This window comes from Microcoleus sp. Pol11C3 (genome assembly GCF_036701485.1).
In the GTDB taxonomy this organism is placed as follows: domain Bacteria; phylum Cyanobacteriota; class Cyanobacteriia; order Cyanobacteriales; family Microcoleaceae; genus Microcoleus.
In genome coordinates, this window is sequence record NZ_JAUBQW010000050.1 from 1 (window position 1) to 21483 (window position 21483).

Below are 21483 nucleotides of genomic sequence, written 5' to 3' on the forward strand. Positions count from 1 at the left end.
CTTATCTTTAGTTGAGTTTGAATATATCGGTCGCTCCTATTCATAGTTTGCGATCGATTATTCAGCAAGCCCTATTTAGTTACTGCCATTGATTAGTTTTTTTAACCAATATAGTTGATATAATGCGATCGCCCGACCAAATTTTTAGTAATATTTTAATATTTTCAGCCGAAATATATGATTGACTGAAAATTAAAACAATCGAGCGAGCAGACTTGACCATTTAACAATGATTCCCAGGTAGCATTTTATGAAATCCATTGCTAAAAACACCATCCACTGGACTTACCCACTCGCTATTTTCTGTGCCCTTTTCGCAATACAGCAACAAAAAGCTACAGCCGCAACGCTATCTAACGGCTGGAATTATGCGATCGATTCCTTCAACGACGGCGTGACAGGGCCCCAAATCGGCGGCGGGGAATTTGAATTTTACGGCATCGCCCTCAAAGAAACATCAGATACAGCTTTCATCGCCATCAATTCTAATCTAAGTTTAGCAGGATATGCCTACCCACTAGCTCAAAGAGGCAACATCAACTACGGCGATTTATTCTTCAATTTTTCCGGTCAAAACTTCAATACAGCTAACGCAAACGGCAGCTTGTTTGGTATCCGCTTTGCTGGCGGAAATGACTCCGGCGTGGCGACAACAGGCGTTTACAGAAATGTTACAGCGAAAAACGTCACCCAAACTAACTCTGGCTTTAGCAATTTAAATCAATTCAATACGGTAGTGGCATCTCAAGGCGGAACCCCATCAATGGGCGATTTAGCTGCCACAGACCCCTATTTTCAACAAACAGGAAACTCGACTATTCTCAACTCAATAGCTACGGGTACAAAAGTAGGAGAAATCAATTTTTTAACACCAGCAACTTTGAATGCTCTCGGTCTTGATTTCGCTCAGTTTAATGCAGTAGGTTCTCAAACAATTGGATTCAGTTTCAATAAATCCTCAATGCCTTCTGGGAACTATATTGCTAACTTTTTTGCCGAGTGCGCTAACGATGCGATCGCCATTAAAGGCTCTTTTGAAAAAGAAGCTGCTGAAGCCGTACCCGAACCTTCTACTTGGTTTGGCACTTTAGTAGGATTGAGCTTTTTAGGTATTGGTGCAGCAAAACGCAAAATTAAGCGCAAGATGGCCTAAGTTAGGTATGGTGTGCATTAATTACCTTACGAATAGCTGTTATGCACACCTTACGAATAGGCGTAGTGCCTCACAAATTGCCAACAGTAGAGTTGATTATGGAGAGATAAAATGCGCCCAAACATTCCCATCTGGCCCCGCAACTTGATTGACGTAACTGTAGGGATACATCAACTTTCTCCCCTCAGTATCGCTGTAACCAGTGAGTGCATCTCCCCAAGGATCTTGCACTATATAACCCTGAGAATTGTAGCCAATTACAGTAATAATGTGACCAGCAGCAGTAAAATCTCCCGCTAAAACTACTGGCCGTCGATTCAGCAATTCCGATCGCACATCGGCCCATTGGCGAGTCGTACTAAAACTCGTCTTAAACCCGTAAGCCTGAATCAGCGCCGTAAGCACGTTGTGATCGGTTTGAGAACCCTGGCCTGCATAATCGAAACACCACTGCAACAACTCATCCTCCAATTGTCCGCCCCCCTCAGAACGAATGCCGTAATAATAAAGCACCATGGCGATCGCAGTTACGTTGCAAGTAGACCAATCAAAACGCGGATTGTCCCGTTGCGAAAAATACGGCACGTTCAATTCCACATTGTTCGGAACCGGATCGAAAATTTTCTCTCCCCGCTTGAACTGAACAAAACTAGGAAAAACATAACCTGTATTGCCAAAATTCGGCAGTTCTTCAGTCAGGGAAACTTTCAGGTGATCTCCTTCCGCACCGTAGCTTGCTACACCGTAAACTCGACCTAAAGGCAGCGTAGTTCTCTCGGTGTCTATCAGGCTGGCAGAATCTACAGGGCGTTTTTTTAACACAGTTGCTTGTAGGATTGTCATCGTTAAAGCACTGGGGTCAAAGGGAACTTCTTTGCCATTTTTCTTGATTTGAACGTACTGCCAATAAATAAATCCGATATTGCCGAAACCGGGAATAGCTTCTGCGAGAGTTACTCGGAAGTGCCCCAAAATACAGGCATAACCAGTGATGGCATAGGTGCTGCCTAAACTGATCAGAGAAATTTCATTAGCCAGCAGTTTAGATGAGTCTTCTGGTTTGCTTTTAATCAGAGTTGTTTCAGTTACCAAAAGTTGAGCGCTGACGTTGCTATTCGGTACGTCAGCCAGGTTAAATCTGAGGATTTGATTACCTTTGGCAAGCTGAACTTCGGGTTCGTAAAAATAGCCAAAAGTGCCGATCGGCGAAATTGGTGAATCCAGAACCACTTTGAGATGCCCGTCAATAAATCCATACTTGCTAAGTGTAAAAGTCTGGCCTGCTTTCACAACAATTTTTTGCTGATTGTTAAGCCGGGAAGAATCCACCGGAGTTAGCTTAAACAAGCTATCAGAAAGTATCTTTAAGGTCAAACCTTTTCCGACAGTCAGCGGATCGGAACTGACTGTAATGTTAATTATTTGGCTGCCAGTAACGTTGCCTTTGCTGTCAGTTGCCCGCAACCTGAGCCACCGAGCTCCAGCTACGCTAAATCCTTTAGACAAATTAACTTGCCAAGTGCTTGCCTCTTGGTTTAGCGTGACGCTTAGCGGAAATCTATCCTCAGCTATCACCTCAATTTTTGCTGCTTGTTGCCTGTCAAAAGTACCCCGAAGGACGATCGGCTGATTTACTAAAACTTCTGAGGGCCCTTGATAACTTAAATTCACAGCGGGATTAAAAGATTTGCCACCGCGGCTGAATTGCACAAAATCGGGATAAATGAAACCCGTATTGCCAAATTGCGGTAAATTCTCGGTCAGCGAGACTTTAATGTGGCTTTGTTCGATCGAGAATCCGGCAATTCCGTAAATCATTCCCGCCGGCAAGGTAATTTTTTCTTGGGGTGGCAGGCTAGCCGCATTGATCGGGCGCTTTTTAAACACAGTCGTTTTGATTACAGTCATTGTAACTGCATTTCTATCATACTCAATTCCCCTCCCGTCTCGCAAAATTTGGACGTGCTGCCAGTACACAAATCCCGAAGTCCCTAAGTTAGGAACGGCCCGAGCCAAAGCGACTCGGAAATGGTTTTCCACGCAAGCGTAGCCGAGAATATTGAAAGTTTCTCCCAGGCTAAATTGTAATTTCTGAGTTGATCCTAAAGTTGCAGAATCTGTGGGGTTGAGCTTTAACCAGGTCTTTTTGATCACCCACAGTAACTGCATTCCAGGTGGCGGGGCAGGCAACTCGGCGCGATCGAATATGAGAATTTTTGCGCCTTTGGTTATAAGTACGTGTTTTTCGTAGAAAAAGCCAGAGGTTCCCACCGGAGGAATTGGATTATTTAGTTGAACATTCAGGTGTCCGTCTTCTAACTCATAGTCCCTAATTTGATAAATTTTTCCTGCTGGTATGTCCGCTTTTTGCAGCTCGTTGAGATTGCTTGCGGGCAGTGTTCCGGCTTTGAATGCGGTATCTCTGAGAGTAATTAACGTGAATAATTGAGCGGGTGACTGAGAAGCAGGATTAACCTTGATGTTAATTGTTTGTTGGCCGATAACTTTGCCGGTCTTATCACTTGCCCTCACCTGCACTGTGCGAGTTCCTGCGCTATCGAATCCTTTTTCTAAACTGATGTTCCAAATGCCTCTAGAGAGATTTATCCCGACATTCAGGGCATTTGAGCCTTCTGTTGCTGCAATCGCTGCCACTAGATTTTTGTCAAAAGTGCCAAGTAAGACAGCGGCTCTATTGACCTCAATTTCTCGCGGGCCTAAGTAACTCAAAATAATGTTGTTGGTTGTCATTATATATCCCTCTACCTACTTAGTTATTCAGCTAAAGCAAGGATAACTTCTGATTTTATCAAACACAATGACCCGAACCAGGACAAAATCGCCCCTAGATTCAGCCTACGGGCGGTTAATGCCTTTTCCAGTATAAGTTTTTAATTATTGGCGGGAGTTGCGCCACAAATCTAACTTTAGGCGTACAACAAGCACCTTAACCGAATATATGCCTGGTAGAGCGGATTTGTGGTGCAAGTTTTGAGGGAAGGAATTTAGTTCGAGTCGGTTGTTTCCCCCTGAACCCTTGACCCCTCACTTGCTGAGTCAGGACTTACGAAAAAAACCCGGTTCCTAGGAGAATATTGCCTATAGCAACGAGGCATCTAGGAATAAACCGGGTTTTTAGCCGTTTGGTGGGTGCAGGAGTGTTAGTGCGATCGGCTAAACTTCGACTAAACTATGGTGACAAGAATATCTTGAGCGTGAGAGTCAACTTTCAGATTTTCTCCTTCATAAACCTGAATAATTTTGCCGGTACCGTCGATGACGAAAGTAACGCGCTTGGCATAATCGCCTTTCTCGACATCGTAAGCTTTGGTAATCGTGCCATCAACATCTGCTAATAGCTGGAAAGGCAAACCATACTTCTCTGTGAACTTTTGGTGCGATTCCTCGTTGTCTCGGCTGACACCGAGAACTACTATATCTTTGCCCTTGTATTCTTCATGGGCTGCTTTGAAGCTTTGGGCTTGTCTGGTGCAGCCGGGGGTGTCATCTTTGGGGTAGAAATACAAGATTACGGTTTTACCGGTGAAGTCGGAGAGGGAGACGGTGTTGCCGTTGGTGTCTTTGGCGGTAAATTGAGGAGCGGCACAGCCAATTGGTAAGGTCATAGTTTGGTTTCTCTTGTTTGGTTTTTATTGCAGTTCCTCAAGTTATTTTACTTGGTTGTGTGCCTTTCCAAGAGACCGTTGCTAAAAATCGCGTGAAGCGAAGCTATCCCGCAGGGAATCGCCCCCAACTCCATGACGTTAAGCTGTACTGCATTTAACTTGCACCTAAGACGCGGGGTAAGAGTGCCTATTACACGCATAGTTTCAATACTGAGATATTGCACCATTGTTAATAATCCTTTTTTGAACAGGCAAGATGCCTGTTCCACAAAGAGTAGATTTTCTTGTGGAACAGGCATCTTGCCTGTTCAGCGAGAATAGTGCAAGATGTGAAAATAGACATCTGCTAAAAAGCAGATGTCTAATTACACGCATAGTTTCAATACTGAGATATTGCACCATTGTCAATAATCCTTTTTTGAACAGGCAAGAGGCCTGTTCCACAAAGAGTAGATTTTCTTATGGAACAGGCATCTTGCCTGTTCAGCGGAAATAGTGCAGGATGTGAGAATAGACATCTGCTAAAAAGCAGATGTCTAATTGAATGTTTGCGGGTTCTACACACCAACCGGTTGACCAGCAGCGGGCATCATCGACGGATCGATCGCAATTCCTAAACCTTCCGCGATTTGGCGGCCATAATTCGGATCGGCGCGGAAGAAATGGCAGAGTTGGCGCATCTGAATCTCCGGTTTTGCTGCACTCAAACTTTCCACAATGTTCGCGACAAGCCGCTGCTGTGCGTCGGGTTTCATCAATCGATAGAGGTCTCCTGCTTGGGTGTAATCGTCATTGCCCTTACGGTGATCGTAGCGATCGACTTTGACATTTCCTAAGTCCCAAGCTGGGTCAGCATAGGCCGAGTTTTGCTTCGGGGCATCCTCGTGGCTGTTGGGTTCGTAGTTGGGCCCGCTACCACCGTTGTTACCCAGTGCCATTGCGCCATCCCGTTGATAGTGCATTACCGGACACTTTGGTTGATTGACGGGCAATTGCTGATAGTTTGCACCGAGACGGTAGCGTTGAGCATCTGGATAAGACATGATGCGAGATTGCAGCACCTTGTCTGGAGAAAAGCTAATACCTGGAACGACATTAGAAGGAGAAAATGCCGCCTGTTCCACCTCAGCAAAAAAGTTTTGTGGATTGCGATTGAGTTCCAGGATTCCCACGTCAATTAACGGAAACTCTGAGTGTTTCCACACTTTTGTCAAGTCAAAGGGGTTTTCGCGATACTCTGCAGCCTGGGCCTCGGTCATTACTTGAATGCAAAACCGCCACTTGGGATAATTACCTTGGTCGATCGATTCAAACAAGTCGCGAGTCGCATGATCGGGGTCTTCGCCTTTGATCCGCATCGCTTCTTCGGCGGTGAAATTGTCAATACCTTGCATGGTTTTGAAGTGGAATTTGCACCAAACCCGTTCTCCTTGAGCATTGATTAGGCTGAAGGTATGGCTGCCAAAACCGTCCATGTGGCGGTGGTTTTTCGGCGTACCGCGATCGGAAAACAGAATTGTCACCTGATGCAAAGCTTCTGGACTCAGCGACCAGAAATCCCACTTGGCGTCAGGATCTTTGAGATGCGTTTGGGGATGGCGCTTTTGGGTGTGGATCAAATCAGGGAATTTGAGCGGATCGCGGATGAAGAAAACAGGCGTGTTATTGCCTACTAAATCCCAGTTGCCTTCTTCGGTGTAGAACTTGATCGAAAAACCTCTGGGGTCACGTTCGGCATCCGCTGAACCTTGTTCCCCGCCTACTGTAGAGAAGCGCAGAAGAACCTGAGTTTCTTTGCCAATTTCTGAGAATAGCTGAGCTTTGGTGTAGCGACTAATGTCATGGGTGACGGTGAACGTGCCAAATGCAGCGGCTCCTTTTGCATGGACAACGCGCTCAGGAATGCGTTCCCGGTTGAAGTGAGCCAGTTTTTCCATCAGGTGAAAATCCTGCATGAGGATAGGCCCGCGTTCACCTGCTGTCAAGGAATTCTGGTTATCTGCAACCGGAATTCCACTAGCGGTTGTCAATGTTTTGTCTTCTGTCATAGTAGGTAAATTGATTGCTCTATCCTCAGTATTCTATACCTTTCTGGGGCCCTGGTGTTTCTGCGGAGGTTATTCTCAGATTGGCGATCTTGTGTTAAATTATTAGTGTGTTTTCAAAATTTGCTGAGTCACTTAAAACTAATTTCTCAATAAAATATGATTGATTTCTACACTGTAATCCTCAAAAAAAGTGCTGATTATTGGGTTTCTTTGTGTTTAGAAAATGGCTTGGTGGGACAAGGAAATACTCCCGAACAATCTATTGATAAACTAAAACAAGCTATTGAGTCATTTTCCGAAGTTTATGAATCAGAGTCTGATGTTTATCTCAGTCCTCTTTCTATTAATGAATTACACGAGTTTCTGACTTTAGAAGATGCCGAAACCTCAGATACTTATGAGTTAAGGAAACTTTATGCCTAAAAACATTCCATCTTTAAAACCTAAAGCATTAATTAAGATTTTAGAACAAAACGGATGTCAGTTTTACCGAGAGGCGAAAGGGGATCATCGTTTGTATATGCGTGAAATTGAAGGCAGAAAAAGGATTGTTCCGATTGATATCGGTGCTGGGGAAATGTCACCAGCTTATGTGTTGCGGATTTTCAGGCAATTTGGGTTTACCGATCCAGAAATTGAGGGGATGATTAGTTAAGTCCGCCTTTATTAGTCAGCGATTGAGTTAGCGATTTTACTGGACAGCAGTTGCCTAATCAATACCCCAATCTTTCAGTTGTGTTGTAAGTGATTGGATCGGAAAAGCAAGAGCAGTATTAGTAGCAGGTCGTCGAATCGGCTCTTGATTGTGGGATCGAGTAATGCTAATGGTATAACGACTTCCCTGCCCAATGGCAACAACGCGATTTTGCCGATCTAATACGGGACTGCCAGCATTAACTCTAACTGAAATTGCAGATATTTGTAACTCTCGATCGCTCTTGTTGATGACTTTTCCTGTTGCAACTGTCCAATCATCATTGGAGTCGTCAGAATATCCAATAATGTGGGTAGGTGAGTTGAGGATAACAGAGGCTGAGGATCTGGCTAAAGGCTTAATATCTTTCGGAATGTTCGTGACTTCAAGTAAAGCTAAATCTAGCTTGTCAGAGGCAGCAGTAATTTTAGCAATCTTAGCGGGTTTCCGCTTGCGGAATTCGCCAGATTTAGGTTTACTATAAAATTCAACTTCGATTTCTAGATCACTCTGAATCTTAGTTTTGTCAGGCGTTTTCACAATGCGCTTTGTCACAATCCAAGCTTTGTTTCCCTGCCGTTTTACTACCCAGCCAGTAAGCGACTGTAACTCGGGAGAATTTTTAATAATAACTCGGACAACAGACCGCTTTAATGAAACTAAAGGTTCATCTTGTAAACTGGGTAATCGCTCTGGAATTTCCAAAAATTGCGGATTTTTTCGCATAGCTAAGAGCCGCTTGGTTTCTTTGAGTAATAAATTAACCCTAATATTTTGGAGGTATGCACTTATCCTCTCGGTGAAATTGTTGTCCGCTTGGTTATTTTTGAGGTTGAGTTGAATAGCTTGGCGGTAAGCTGCGATCGCCTCGTCTAATCTCCCCTGTTCCTGTAAAATCCAACCTAAATTTATGTAAGCTTCGGCATCGTTTGGATCTATTTGAATGACTTGGCGGTAAGCTGCGATCGCTTCTTGTGGTTGGCCTTGGTTGAATAGCGCATTACCCAGATTGTTATAAGTTTCGGTATAGTTTGGATCTATGTGGATGGCTTGGCGGTAAGCTGCGATCGCTTCATCGAGTTTGCCTTGGAATGACAGCCCATCCCCCAAATTTTTGTAAGCTTCGGCATCATTTGGATCTATTTGGATGGCTTGGCGATAAGCTGCGATCGCTCGCTCGAATTCGGATTGGCCGTAGAATTTACGACCGAGTTTGTTGTAAGCCCAAGCCCACTGAGGGTTAACTTTGATTGCTTGGCGGTAAGTTGCGATCTCTTCATCTGATTTGCCTTCAATAAACAGCAGATCACCTAAATTTTTGTAAGCTTCGGCATAATTGGGATTTATTTGAATCGCTTGGCGGTAAGCTGCGATCGCTTCTTTTGGTTTCCTTTGGAAGAAGAGCGCATTACCCAGATTTTTATAAGCGTTGGCATAGTTTGGATCTATTTGGATGGCTTGGCGGTAAGCTGCGATCGCTTCATCGAATTTCCACTTGTAAAATAGCACATTGCCGAGTTTGTTGTAAGCCCAAGCCAACTGAGGGTCAACTTTGATGGCTTGGCGGTAAGCTGCGATCTCTTCATCTTCTGCATTTTGACCACTCTGCACAATCCCTTGAACAATATAAGCAAAGGACGTGAGACGATTGGTAAACCACGGCAGTGTCGCCGCCACGTATAACAATAAGAAAACTGAGGTTAACTTGGGCAAGAATTTTTTAGGCACTTTTGGTAAAGGCATAATCTTTCTTTATTTATAAGTTCGATAAGCCTAGTCTACTTCCTCTGAACTTGGTATGCTTTTGGCAACTCCACTTTGACTCTAAATCTGTAACAATTAAAAACACAATACCTACTCAAAAGTTCTCTCAATGACTTTTATCCCATCCGAAGCGTTTAAATCTATTAGTTATCCCAGCCGCACCGTAAAAAGAGCCGATCGCGCCGTCCGGTGCAGCCCTTTTCAATTACACTTCTTTCAGACCATCCGCGATAACAGTGTTTTCCTAACTGCGATCGCCTCAAATTCCGGTGTTGAAAGCGGCTACACCCGATCGCCCGTATCGGAACTCGTAGCCGAAAACTCCCTACTCTGGCTGATCCAAGTCGGCGTAATGCGGCGGGAAGTAGACGGACAAGGCATTACTGACAGTTTTCGCCTCACGCCCCTGGGCCGCCAACTCGTGGAAAAATGGGAACAGGAAGGACAGGGAGTGCCTGCCGCGTCATTGTGCGATCGTATTGGTAATGCTTTTAGCCGCGGGTTGGGACTATTTCTATGAGGGGTTTTCACTTGCGCTAGTCCGACATTCCGACAGGGAATGAATTCCCTGTCTCATAGCGAAAGTCGGTTTTAACCGACTGCAAGTGTCAATTGCTGAATCCTTCAATCTCACCGTCGGTGAAATGTTCAGTTGGCTAACCGAATAGCCCAAGGTCGATTTGTGATATCGTTTATGCTTCGACCGGAATGATTTAACCGCAGAGGCCGCAGAGGGCGCAGAGTTCGAGAAGAGATATCTCTCTACGGATTTGGTTGGATCTAATGTGCGGTCGATCGCCTATACTAGAATATCTGGTTGTCAGCACTTCAAGGACGAGAGAAAACTAAAGTTCTCAGTACAAAGTTAATTATGATTATTTAACCGGACTTGATATCATCTTTCAAATAACCGCTAACTACTAACAACTAACTACATAAAAAGTTTGTCAAAAATGGAAGCTAAATCTTACAAAGACACCGTAAATCTGCCCAAAACCAAGTTTGATATGCGCGCTAACGCGGCCAAGCGCGAACCAGAATTGCAACAATTTTGGGCAGATCAAGAAATCTACGATCGCCTATCCGACAATAACCCAGGCGACTTGTTCATCCTCCACGACGGGCCACCCTACGCTAACGGACAACTCCATATCGGCCACGCCCTTAACAAAATCCTCAAAGATTTTATCAACCGCTACCAAATGCTGCGCGGCAAAAAAGTCCGCTACGTGCCCGGTTGGGATTGTCATGGATTGCCGATCGAACTTAAAGTATTGCAGAACATGAAATCGGAGGAGCGGCTAAATCTTTCCCCGATCGAACTCCGCCGCAAAGCTGCCGCCTTCGCCCAGCAAACAATGGAACAGCAGCGCGAATCCTTCCAGCGCTACGGCGTTTGGGGCGACTGGGAACACCCGTATTTAACCATGAAACCCGAATACGAAGCCGCTCAAATCGGCGTATTCGGTCAAATGGTGCTCAAAGGCTACATCTACCGCGGCTTCAAACCTGTTCACTGGAGCCCGAGCTCGAAAACAGCCCTGGCCGAAGCGGAATTGGAATATCCCGAAGGCCACACCTCGCGCAGCATCTACGTCGGCTTTCATGTAAAAAAATTGTCAAAATCCCTGCAAACGAAGCTCAAGCGCTATATGCCGAGCCTCTGGGCGGCGATTTGGACGACTACTCCTTGGACAATTCCGGCAAACTTGGCGATCGCAGTCAATCCCGAACTGACTTATGCGGTGGTGGAACCGCCGGCAAATTCCCACATCGCACAACAATTTATGTTAGTAGCTGTCGATGCGGTCGATCGGCTGTCGGCAACTTTTAACACGGAATTAAAAATACTCGCTACCTTCAAAGGCAAGGAATTAGAAGGTTGCAGCTATAAACACCCGCTGTTCGATCGCGAAAGTCCAATTGTTGCCGGCGGTGACTACATTACCGCTGATTCGGGTACGGGATTGGTGCACACCGCACCGGGGCACGGACAAGAAGACTTTATCGTGGGAAAACGCTGCGGTTTGCCAGTTTTAACGCCCGTAGATGAAAACGGAAATTTCACCGCCGAAGCCGGACAGTTTGCAGGTTTAAATGTCCTCGGAAATGGCAATGCCGCAGTGATTGATGCCCTTGCCGAAGCAAATTGTTTGATTAAAGAGGAAAGTTACGCTCACTCTTATCCTTACGATTGGCGCACGAAAAAGCCGACAATTTTTCGGGCGACGGAACAGTGGTTTGCATCCGTTGAAGGGTTCCGAGATGAAGCTTTAAAAGCGATCGCGGATGTGAATTGGATTCCTGCCCAAGGGGAAAATCGGATTACTGCAATGGTGGGCGATCGATCGGATTGGTGTATTTCTCGCCAGCGGACTTGGGGCGTTCCCATTCCCGTATTCTACGACGAAGAAACCAACGAACCGCTGTTAAATGAAGAAACGATCGCCCATGTGCAAGCCATCTTTGCTGACAAAGGTTCCGATGCTTGGTGGGAATTGTCGATCGCCGAATTGCTGCCGGAATCTTACCGCAGTAACGGCCGCACTTACCGCAAGGGAACCGACACGATGGATGTGTGGTTTGATTCCGGTTCTTCCTGGGCTGCTGTGGCCAAAGGGCGATCGGAATTAAACTATCCTGCTGATATCTATTTGGAAGGTTCAGACCAACATCGAGGCTGGTTTCAATCTAGTTTGCTTACCAGTGTAGCAACTAACGGCGTTGCTCCTTACAAAACAGTTTTGACTCACGGTTTTGTGCTGGATGAAAAAGGCCGCAAGATGAGCAAATCTGAAGGAAATGTCGTCGATCCGGCAGTCGTAATTAAGGAATATGGAGCCGATGTTTTGCGGTTGTGGGTGTCTTCGGTAGACTACTCAGCAGACGTGCCTTTGGGCAAAAACATTCTCAAACAGCAATCGGATGTTTACCGGAAAATTCGCAATACAGCTAAGTTTTTGCTGGGTAATTTGCACGATTTCGACCCGGTAAAAGATGCCGTTGCTTACGAGGAATTGCCGGAACTCGACCGCTATATGCTGCACAGAATGGGCGAAGTGTTTGCGGAAGTCCAAGATGCTTTTGAAAGCTTCCAATTTTCCCGATTTTTCCAAACTGTGCAGAATTTCTGCACGGTGGATCTATCGAACTTTTACTTGGATATTGCCAAAGACAGACTTTACATCAGCGCGACAGATACCCTTCGCCGCCGCAGTTGTCAGACGGTGATTGCGATCGCCGTGGAGAATTTAGCAAGGGCGATCGCACCTGTGTTGTGTCACATGGCTGAGGATATTTGGCAGTACCTTCCCTATCCGACTCCTTACAAGTCAGTATTTGAAGCCGGCTGGGTGCAAATTGATGCTTCATGGCACAATCCAGAATTGGCTACTCGCTGGCAGTATTTGCGACAAGTACGCGGCGAAGTTAATAAGGTTTTGGAAAAAGCCCGGATGGAAAAGGCGATCGGTTCTTCTTTGGAAGCTAAGGTTTTATTGTACGTTCCCGATGTCGAAAAAAGACAGCAACTGCAAGCTTTGAATCCCAGCAGCGAAGAATTGGTGGATTATGTGCGATCGCAAAATTCAGTCATCGAGTTAGCCGCAGAGGAGAAAGCAAAAGCAGCACAAGATAAACAGGAAGAACAAGCGGCAAAAGTTGCCAAAGTCTTGACAGAAAACATAATTCATGTTGAACAGGCAACGATAGAAAAGGGCGATCGATCTTCTGCGATCGTACAGTATTCCGCGCCTGAACAGTCAGCTTCAGATTGGCAGCAAATGTTAGATCAAAGCGCCCAGTTTGTGGCTAATTTGCCTGAATACGCGGGCAACTTTGTCACAGAATACCAAAAAGTTTTGGTAACACTTGGGCTGTTAGCCTCTGTGTTAGTAACGGGCCGAGTAACGCTGGCGGTTTTGGATACGATGAATCAGATTCCGATGTTAAGAGGCCTCTTTGAAGTCATCGGCATTTTATTTACAATCTGGTTTGCTTTCCGTCACTTGCTGTTTGCGGCAAACCGTCAAGAAATTGCACAACAAATTGATTTCCTGACAGCAGATGTGGTGGGCCGGAGTACAGCGCTTGTACTTGCAGAAACACAGGCGATCGTCTTCGCACCGCCAGTAGAAGCAGCGCTTGTGCTTGTAGAAACAGAGGCGATCGCACAAACAGCCCCAGTAGAAAAAGTGTTTGTAGAAACACCCCAAATCCCGCAAGCAGAATTAGTTGCAGTCGAACCCAAACCAGAAATTCCTGCTTCCCTAGCTGTAACGCACGATTCTACAATGACCGGCAACGGTGTAGACGAACTGCGGTATTTGTTCATTACTTCGGAAGTGGAACTGGTAGAATCGAATGCAATCATGCAAGAATTGCCGTATAGTTATCAGTCTCCCGATTTGGCGATTGGTGTAGTGAAAGCAGACGGCCAAAAGTGCGATCGTTGCTGGAATTACTCGACTCATGTCGGAGAGTCGATCGAACATCCGCTAATTTGCGAACGCTGCGTGTCCGCAGTAGACGGCAAATTCTAACGTAGGCTGCGCTTCGGGAAAAAATTTTGAGTTTGTGGTTGCCACATTCACCCCGAAGCGCACCTTACAATAACTTCATTTGCTTATTTCTGATTAAAAAAACGGCAGACGATTTCACCAGGGTTGTTTTGTCCAAAGTTCAAAACAGTGCCATCTTTCTTAACTGTAGTGCGATCGCGGCAATTGTAGACTTCTAGAGGCTGTTTAACTCCATCAACACTCAGAATTACCCTGTATTCCCAATAATTTTTTGCACTGCGTTTGATATCGACAATGCAAATCTCGCGCCCTTGATAATTGCGGCATACAGAGGCCTCAGCAGGAAGCGCTACCCAGAAAAAAGATATTAATAACAAAAAGTAGCAAACACATTTCCTCATCAGCCAAATTACTAAGTTTTATCTTACGTTTTTTGATAATCAAGTGACAGTATTTTGCAAGCGACTTAGCAATGGGGCGCGCCCTCAATTCGCGACATCATAAGATAGCTGAACCATACCAGAACTGTATGTCTGACATCCAGTTAGCTGCAAAACTGTAGTATTTATGGGATTAGTAAATAAAGGAATTCCCTCGCCCAAAATAAGCGGATGAACCGAGAGAATCACTTCGTTGACAAAGTTTTGATTGAGGAAATCGCGAATCAGCAGAGAACCTCCCACCAACCAAATATTCTTGCCCTCAAGCAAGCGCAAATCATTGACAAAACTCTCAAATTGTGTTACCACTTCGACATCAGAAGTGGCTTTAAAATCTAGATTTTTCGTAAAAACATAACTCTTTTTTTCCTGGTATGGATACTCGCCAAAAGTTAGAACTTGTTCGTAAGTTTTCCGACCCATGAGAACCGTATCGATGCTATCTAAGAATTTAGTGTAGCCGTAATTTTGGTCTGTAAATAACCAGTCAATATCGCCATTCGATCGCGCGATATAACCGTCCAAACTAGATGCAATGTATAGTACAATTTTTCGCATGGCAACACCGAGGTTTTTGGGGCTATTGGGGCGATTATCGCCCCAGTCACCTTAATTTTAAATGATTTAGCGTCCTGACGGTAGCTTGAGTTCGATACCCAGTTTGTTGCTGACATCGATCGCCTTATCAGCAAAATCCGTCACACCAGCGACACCAACCGCGATCGCAGTACCCGCCGCTACAAGAGCTGTTAAGCTTTTCTTTAATCTGCTTGGATTCCTTTCATTCTCAGGTTTATTGACTTCGGCTTCGACATCTTCAATATCAATAATTATCCCCTCGCGAATGTCTTCTGGGAACTGCGCGGCGGTTTCACGCATTGATGAAATTAGTTTCAAAATTTCGGCGGTATTGGTGTTATTGTTTTGGAGGGATTGATTACCACCTACTTCGGCACTGTTCGACGAACCGCCGATATTGCCGGAAAAGTTAGCACCTTGAAAAGCACCTTGAAAGTTGTTGGTTTCAGAAGAATTTTGAGTCATTTTTGCTGAGGCTTTATTAATAATTGGTCTACTAACAGCTAGTTTAGTGATATCTACAAGGTCGTCATAATATTTTCCCATTTCTCGATCGCCCATTTGGTTTCGGCGGCGAACTTCGATCGACTCATACCCATCCAGCAACTGTCGCAAATCCAGCCAGAGTTTAAGTTTGCCGACCAAATATTTATTCTGGCCCTCAGACTCGTGTCCCAGCAGTTCCTCGTAATCCAGCGGGTTAGCATCGGGATAACCCGGAACCGGCACCCAATGACTGATTTCCAGATTGGCAAAAGAATTGTGGATTTTGGTAAACGTATCGCGAATCATGCTGAGGAAAGAACGCCGCGTCGATTCCCGCCCGCTAACGGCGATAAAGATTTTCTTATCTTCCGGGTCAGATTTAATCCGGGCGATGTTGTACACCTCAGCGCCTTCCCTGTACTCCAGCATAACCCCCGTGCGCCAGTGAGTGCAGTTGTGGATTTTCGCGTGCATGAGGACGATGAAGCGCGAGAGGATGCTGTCGGGGAGGATGCCGTAGTGATATTGAAATTCCAGGGTTTCGCCTTCGAGTTTGGTGTTTTGCGGTTGTTCTTTGGGCAAAATGCCGGGGATGAGGAAAGTCGGCGCGGGACAATGGCTGACGGGGAAGCAGAGTTCAAATTCGCCCATCAACCCGGTGAGGCAATCGTAGTGGCGGCTGGGATATTTATTTGAGTCGAGGATGCGGCTGAGGTCGGCGTAGGTGAAAATGCCTTTGGTTTTGACTTTGAGTGCGTCGTCGCTGAGGAGGGCATAGATGCCTTGTGTCACCCAGTGGGGATTGAGGATGTTGGTGTTTTGCAGGATCGGGTGTTCGCGGAAGTTGAGGACAATGCCCAGGTTGTGCAGCAGTCCGATCAGTTGGGTTTGGTCGGTTTCTTCAAAGATGTTTTCTTTGGCGCAGATGGTGGCGTATTCGCTGATGCTGATGATGTCTTTGTCGAGGTTTTCCAGGCGCTGCTTGACTTGGAACCAGCTTAGCGGCAAAAGATCGTAGACTTCTTTGAGTTGGGAGATTTCGGTGTGGATGGCGCTGCGGAGTTCGTCGATGCCGGTTCCGCTTTGGCAGGAGGTTTCGATAATCGCTTTGATGTTGGGATATTTGTCGCGCAAGGCTTTGCGGTTGAGATCCAGGGGTTGTTCGTCGCACTTGTTGCCGACGAGGATGACGGGGGATGCGTCGCCGAAGCTTTCGATCAGTTTCAGCCAGTATTCGAGGCGGTTTTCGTCTTCGATGGTGCGGCAGTTGCACACGAGGAGGTAGAGGCTGCGTTTGGTAAGGAAAAATTGGTGGGTGTGGTGATTGATTTCTTGTCCGCTAAAGTCCCAGACGTTGAGTTTGACTGGTTTGGTGTGGACTGTAATTTGCCAGTCGGTGATGGTGATTCCGTGGGTTTGGGGTTCGTTGGGGTTGTATTTGTTGTGGGTGAGGCGGTTGATCAGCGAGGTTTTGCCGACGCTGGCTTGCCCGACGAGAAGGACTTTGGCTTCATTGAGGGGGAGGACTTCGCCGCTGCGGAGTTGGCGCAGGTAGTTGAAGATGGCGGCGGGAGTACCGGGGTCTTTATACTGTTGAGTCGGCCCTAGAATTTCTGGAGAAATGGGCAGGGGATTGCGACGAAGGTCGAGTTTTTCAAGTTTTGGCAGTGTTTCTAAGCATTCAGGAATCTTTTCAATCTGATTGTTACTAAGGTCAAGTTCTGTCAGATTGGACAGTTGGGCGATCACCTCTGGGATTTGGGTGATCTGAGTGCGACTAAGGTTAAGCTCTGTCAGTTGGGACAGTTGACCGATTGCATCTGGGATTTCTGTAATCTGATTCTCATTGAGGTCAAGTTCTGTCAGATGCGACAGTTGACCGATCGCATCTGGGATTTCTGTTATCTGATTGTCACTGAGGTAAAGGTGTCTCAGGTAGGATAGTTGGACGATCGCCTCTGGGATTTCTGTTATCTGATTATGACTGAGGGAAAGCTTTGTCAGATTCGACAGTTGAGCGATCGCATCTGGGATTTCTGTTATCTGATTGTTGCCGAGAGAAAGTTCTGTCAAATGGGACAGTTGGCAGATCACCTCTGGGATTTCTGTTATCTGATTGTTACTGAAATAAAGCTCTGTCAGATGGGACAGTTTGCCCATCGCATCTGGGATTTGGGTAATCTGATTGTTCCAGACGTTAAGCTGTGACAGATGGGACAGTTTGCCGATCGCATCTGGGATTTGGGTAATTTGATTGTAATTGAGGCTAAGCCGTGTCAGATTCGACAGTTGCGTGATCGCTTCGGGAATTTCTGTAATCTGATTGCTACTGAGGTCAAGCACTGTCAGATTCGGGAGTTGGACGAGTGCTTCGCAAAGCTTTGCTAACGCATCTGGGATTTGGGTAATCTTATTCCTGCTGAGGCTAAGCCGTGTCAGATTCGACAGTTGCCCGATCGCATCTGGGATTTCTGTTATCTGATTGTTACTGAGGTCAAGGTATGTCAGATTCGACAGTTGACCGATCGCATCTGGGATTTGGGTGATCTGATTGAGGCTGAGGTCAAGCCGTGTCACATTGGACAGTTGACCGATCGCATCTGGGATTTGGGTGATCTGATTGAGACTGAGGTCAAGCCGTGTCACATTGGACAGTTGACCGATCGTTTCGCAAAGCTTTGCTAGCGCATCTGGGATTTGTATAATCTGATTGCCACTGAGGTCAAGCCATGTCAAATTTGATAGTTTGCTGAGCGCCTCTGGGATTTGTATAATCTGATTGCCACTGAGGTCAAGCCGTGTCAAATTTGATAGTTTGCTGAGCGCCTCTGGGATTTGTATAATCTGATTGCCACTGAGGTTAAGCTGTGTCAGATTGGGCTGTTGACCGAGCGCTTGGAAAAGCTTTGTTAACGCATCTGGGGTTTGGATGATCTTATTGTCCCAGAGGACAAGCTGTGTCAGATTGGACAGTTTGCCGATCCCCTCTGGAATTTCTGTTAAACCAATACTGGTTAAATCTAAACTCTCTAATTGCTTCATTTCTAGCAGCAATTCTGGCATCGTTCCGAATGGATTGCCACAGAGGTTAATCGATCGCAAATTGCCCAGCGAGCGCAATTCCTCTGGCAGTGAGGTCAATTTATTGGTACTCGGGTGCGGAGTAATTTTACCATCAGCCCATCGTGTCCATCGCTTTACCTTCCCCAACACCAACGTCTCAAGCTGCGTGCACTTGCCAATCTCCGGCGGCAATTCCTCCAATTCCAGCCCCGACAAATCCAGTTGGGTCAATTTTTCCTCGGCTGCCCGGTGAATTCGCCGCACTGCTTCCTCTCGCGTCATGCCCTTTGTCTCTCGGTAGGATTCATTTTATTGTGACAGGAATTTTCGCTTGGTGGGGGGGAATTATCGCCCGTACTCTTGAACCACAAAAACCGGATGACTCAACCCAGGCTGATTCTGCTTTTTGATGCGAATCAGGCGATCGAACAGCGAATCAACATCCTGAACATAGGCATGAAGAATAGTAACTTGTCCCAAGTAATCTCGATCGTCTTTACACACAATAATTCCTGCATGATGTTCACCGCCACGGTGTAGCGCCACAAAATCATCGCGATTGAAGCTAATTACCGCCCGATTTTGTTCAGTAGCAAATCGGAGAACCTCGTCATCAGGAATCTCTTGATTCGCTTGACCAGCATCATAGGAAGTTAAAACATCACAGTCAAGGCTACGCAAATGCTCGACCATTGCGATCTGGAAATTTTCACTCTTAATACAGCCTCACCCTTTCAATCATCGGTTTGATGAGAAACAATAATGCGATCGATTTCTTCCCGGTGGCGATCGTAATAACGCCAAGCATTCTCTAAATCGCGATCGTCCAAGACTGGATAATTCCGAAGTAACTCAGCCTCATCAGCCCCCTGTTGGTGAAGCGAAACCAGTGTCCAAACAGGAATGCGGGTATTGCGAATCCGGGCATTTCCTCCACAGACTCCAGGCGTACTCTGAATCGCCCTAGCTAAGAGTTTTTCTTGGAATAGCAAACTCTCTTCAGGTGTCAGCGACTCAATGACTTGAATTAAGGAGTCAACCAACTGAATGTTCATAGCTGGTAATTTACAGAATATAGAATAGTGCGATCGCTCAAACTATCATAGCAAATTTCCTCAACACCAACCTCTCAAACGGAGCGCACTTGCCAATCTGTGGCTGCAATTCCTCCAACCACGCCAAATCCAATTCTGTCTAGCCTTCATTTGCGGTTGTCGATTAACTGCAACAACTCCTCTGGCGTCATATCCTTTGTCTCTCGGTAGTCTTCATTTTATTGTGACAGGATCAGATAAACTGGGTTTCCAAGGTCTGCGTGTGATACCTACTTACTTAAACTTTAGCTTATCTAAATATAAACACATAATCAAGCTCAATCTGATGTTTTTTACCAACAAATGACAAAGGGTGATAAGCTGGGGATAGGAAGTTATTTGTTTATGAATCAAATTAAACGTGTTGCCATAGTGGGAGGAACCCACGGAAACGAACTCACAGGAATTTATCTCGTGAAGAAATTCGATCGCGCGCCAGAGTTAATTGGGCGATCGACTTTTGAAACAATCGCCCTGCTAGCCAATCCCAAAGCCTGCGAAATCGGGACACGCTACATCGATATCGACCTCAACCGCTGCTTTAGAAAGCAAGATTTAGACAATCCCCACCTCTCCAGCTATGAATCGCAGCGGGCGAAAGAAATATACCGCATTTTTAGCTCAAAAAACACTCATCTGCCCAACTTAATTATCGATTTGCACAGCACCACATCCAACATGGGGCTAACTTTTATTCTCGCCAGCCATCATCCATTTAACCTGCAACTAGCAGCTTATTTAACATCTGTGTATCCCCACCTCAAGATACTCGCTTCTACAACCAAGAATCATGATAGTCCTTTGCTGCGATCACTTTCCCCATTAGGCGGTACGCTGGAGGTGGGTGCAGTGGCACAAGGCGTATTAGATGCGTCTTTATTTCAGCAAACTGAGCAAGTTGTCGGCAGCATATTAGACTATGTAGAAGCCTACAATCAAGGTACAATGCCTGGTGCAAAGAATCCCTTGACTATTTATCACACCATTGGGGCGATCGACTATCCCAGAAACGAGAACAGAGAAATTCAGGCAATGATTCATCCTCATCTGCAATTCAGAGATTATCAAGCCCTGAATCCCGGCGATCCGATGTTTTTGACCTTTGATGGCGAGTTGGTCTTGTATGAAGGTAAATCAACCGTTTATCCCATTTTCATTAACGAGGCTGCTTACTACGAAAAAGGAATTGCCATGTGTTTTACCCAAAAGCAAGTAGTTGTTAGTTATTAGTCATTAGCGATGCCCTGAGCGTAGTCGAAGGGTCATTAGTCATGAGTTATTTCTTGAGAGGGTTCTGGTGACAAAAACTCTTCTTCAGAAGGCGCACTAACAGAACGAAATTGCTTCCATACTTCCAAACTGAGAATACAGGCAATCAGCCACACCAAACCCGCCGTATAACCGGCAATAACATCGGTAGGCCAGTGAACCCCTAGATAAAGCCGACTCAAACCAATAGCAGCAATTAATACAACTGTCAAGCTGTAAATCCACCAGCGCAGCTTGGGAAAGCGCGAACCCAAGAAATATCCTAACAAACCGTAAATAACCATTGAAATCATCGCGTGTCCGCTAGGAAAACTGTAAAATTTTACATCAACTGTGCGTTCCCAAAGTTGAGGTCTAGCACGGGCAAACAGTTGTTTTAAGAGTATATTTAAACCGAGCGCCCCAGCGCCTGTAACTGCAATCGTTGTGGCTTCGGAGCGATGTTTTCGCACCCACAATATAATACCCAAACTCACGCTCAGCGCTAGCAGCAAATTTGGCTCCCCAAAAAATGTAAAGGCGAGCATGACTCGATCGCGCAGCGGAGTATGAAGGCTCCTAAGATATAGTAAAATAGATTTATCGAAAGCGTAGGTTTCCTTTTCCCAAACCTCGTGGGCAAGGGTGGCAAATCCCCACATCGCCAAAGCAGCAACAGCAAGCCCGGCAAGCCGAATTATCGAAATGAGCGATCGAGTTTTAGAGAGCATTTTTTAAGTAATTAACAATTAAAAATCAAAAACATAC

The 21483-nt window shown here is 45.7% G+C and carries 17 protein-coding genes; 6 read left to right on the plus strand and 11 right to left on the minus strand.

Features of this window, described 5'->3' with window-relative positions; all coding sequences use genetic code 11:
• The first annotated feature begins 250 nt into the window (after positions 1–250).
• Positions 251–1153, plus strand: coding sequence for a PEP-CTERM sorting domain-containing protein (locus QUA40_RS13595; protein WP_333126456.1), 903 nt, complete (start codon positions 251–253; stop codon positions 1151–1153).
• A gap of 96 nt (positions 1154–1249) precedes the next feature.
• Here QUA40_RS13595 and QUA40_RS13600 read toward each other — a convergent pair whose 3' ends face one another.
• The 4 genes from QUA40_RS13600 to QUA40_RS13615 form a co-directional block, all read right to left on the minus strand.
• On the minus strand, positions 1250–3904 hold the full coding sequence (locus tag QUA40_RS13600) for a C39 family peptidase (RefSeq protein WP_333126459.1): 2655 nt from the start codon (positions 3902–3904) through the stop codon (positions 1250–1252).
• Positions 3905–4338: 434 nt separating this feature from the next.
• A complete protein-coding gene (locus tag QUA40_RS13605; protein WP_333126462.1) occupies positions 4339–4779 on the minus strand; it encodes a peroxiredoxin in 441 nt (146 codons plus the stop codon).
• Between the two features lie 47 nt (positions 4780–4826).
• Positions 4827–5078, minus strand: a complete 252-nt coding sequence (locus QUA40_RS13610; RefSeq protein ID WP_333126465.1) for a hypothetical protein — start codon at positions 5076–5078, stop codon at positions 4827–4829.
• A 258-nt stretch (positions 5079–5336) separates the two neighbouring features.
• Positions 5337–6827 (minus strand): catalase, encoded by a 1491-nt coding sequence (locus QUA40_RS13615; protein WP_333126468.1) that lies wholly within the window; start codon positions 6825–6827, stop codon positions 5337–5339.
• A gap of 156 nt (positions 6828–6983) precedes the next feature.
• Between QUA40_RS13615 and QUA40_RS13620 the strand changes: the two genes are divergently transcribed.
• Both QUA40_RS13620 and QUA40_RS13625 read left to right on the plus strand, forming a co-directional pair.
• Positions 6984–7250 carry a type II toxin-antitoxin system HicB family antitoxin gene (locus tag QUA40_RS13620; RefSeq protein ID WP_333126471.1) on the plus strand — a complete coding sequence of 89 codons (267 nt, stop codon included), beginning with the start codon at positions 6984–6986 and terminating at the stop codon, positions 7248–7250.
• Positions 7243–7482 carry a type II toxin-antitoxin system HicA family toxin gene (locus QUA40_RS13625; RefSeq protein WP_333126474.1) on the plus strand — a complete coding sequence of 80 codons (240 nt, stop codon included), beginning with the start codon at positions 7243–7245 and terminating at the stop codon, positions 7480–7482. Before QUA40_RS13620 ends, QUA40_RS13625 begins: the two co-directional genes overlap by 8 nt.
• A 54-nt stretch (positions 7483–7536) precedes the next feature.
• On the opposite strand, the gene QUA40_RS13630 is transcribed toward QUA40_RS13625, so the two are convergent.
• A complete protein-coding gene (locus tag QUA40_RS13630; protein WP_333126478.1) occupies positions 7537–9264 on the minus strand; it encodes a tetratricopeptide repeat protein in 1728 nt (575 codons plus the stop codon).
• Between the two features lie 130 nt (positions 9265–9394).
• Here QUA40_RS13630 and QUA40_RS13635 point away from each other — a divergent pair, with 130 nt between their 5' ends.
• Positions 9395–9805 (plus strand): Npun_F0494 family protein, encoded by a 411-nt coding sequence (locus QUA40_RS13635; protein WP_333126481.1) that lies wholly within the window; start codon positions 9395–9397, stop codon positions 9803–9805.
• Between the two features lie 433 nt (positions 9806–10238).
• Positions 10239–13826: an isoleucine--tRNA ligase gene (gene ileS / locus QUA40_RS13640; RefSeq protein ID WP_333126484.1), complete on the plus strand. Its 3588-nt coding sequence runs from the start codon at positions 10239–10241 to the stop codon at positions 13824–13826.
• A gap of 83 nt (positions 13827–13909) precedes the next feature.
• On the opposite strand, the gene QUA40_RS13645 is transcribed toward ileS, so the two are convergent.
• From QUA40_RS13645 to QUA40_RS13665, 5 genes are all read right to left on the minus strand, one after another.
• Positions 13910–14182, minus strand: a complete 273-nt coding sequence (locus QUA40_RS13645) for a hypothetical protein (RefSeq protein WP_333126487.1) — start codon at positions 14180–14182, stop codon at positions 13910–13912.
• 108 nt (positions 14183–14290) lie between these two features.
• A complete protein-coding gene (locus QUA40_RS13650; protein WP_333126490.1) occupies positions 14291–14803 on the minus strand; it encodes a dihydrofolate reductase family protein in 513 nt (170 codons plus the stop codon).
• Between the two features lie 66 nt (positions 14804–14869).
• A complete protein-coding gene (locus QUA40_RS13655) occupies positions 14870–18655 on the minus strand; it encodes a leucine-rich repeat domain-containing protein (RefSeq protein WP_333126493.1) in 3786 nt (1261 codons plus the stop codon).
• Positions 18656–18718: 63 nt separating this feature from the next.
• Complete coding sequence (locus QUA40_RS13660; protein ID WP_333126531.1) at positions 18719–19093, minus strand: DUF5615 family PIN-like protein; 375 nt, start codon at positions 19091–19093, stop codon at positions 18719–18721.
• A gap of 14 nt (positions 19094–19107) precedes the next feature.
• Entirely contained in the window at positions 19108–19428 is a 321-nt protein-coding gene (locus tag QUA40_RS13665) for a DUF433 domain-containing protein (RefSeq protein WP_333126496.1), read from the minus strand.
• Between the two features lie 384 nt (positions 19429–19812).
• Between QUA40_RS13665 and QUA40_RS13670 the strand changes: the two genes are divergently transcribed.
• A complete protein-coding gene (locus QUA40_RS13670) occupies positions 19813–20697 on the plus strand; it encodes an aspartoacylase (RefSeq protein WP_333126499.1) in 885 nt (294 codons plus the stop codon).
• Positions 20698–20732: 35 nt separating this feature from the next.
• Here the strand turns inward: QUA40_RS13670 and QUA40_RS13675 are convergent, their stop codons facing one another.
• The gene (locus tag QUA40_RS13675) at positions 20733–21446 is read right to left on the minus strand and encodes a phosphatase PAP2 family protein (protein ID WP_333126501.1); all 714 of its coding nucleotides are present in this window, start codon (positions 21444–21446) and stop codon (positions 20733–20735) included.
• Positions 21447–21483 lie beyond the last annotated feature (37 nt).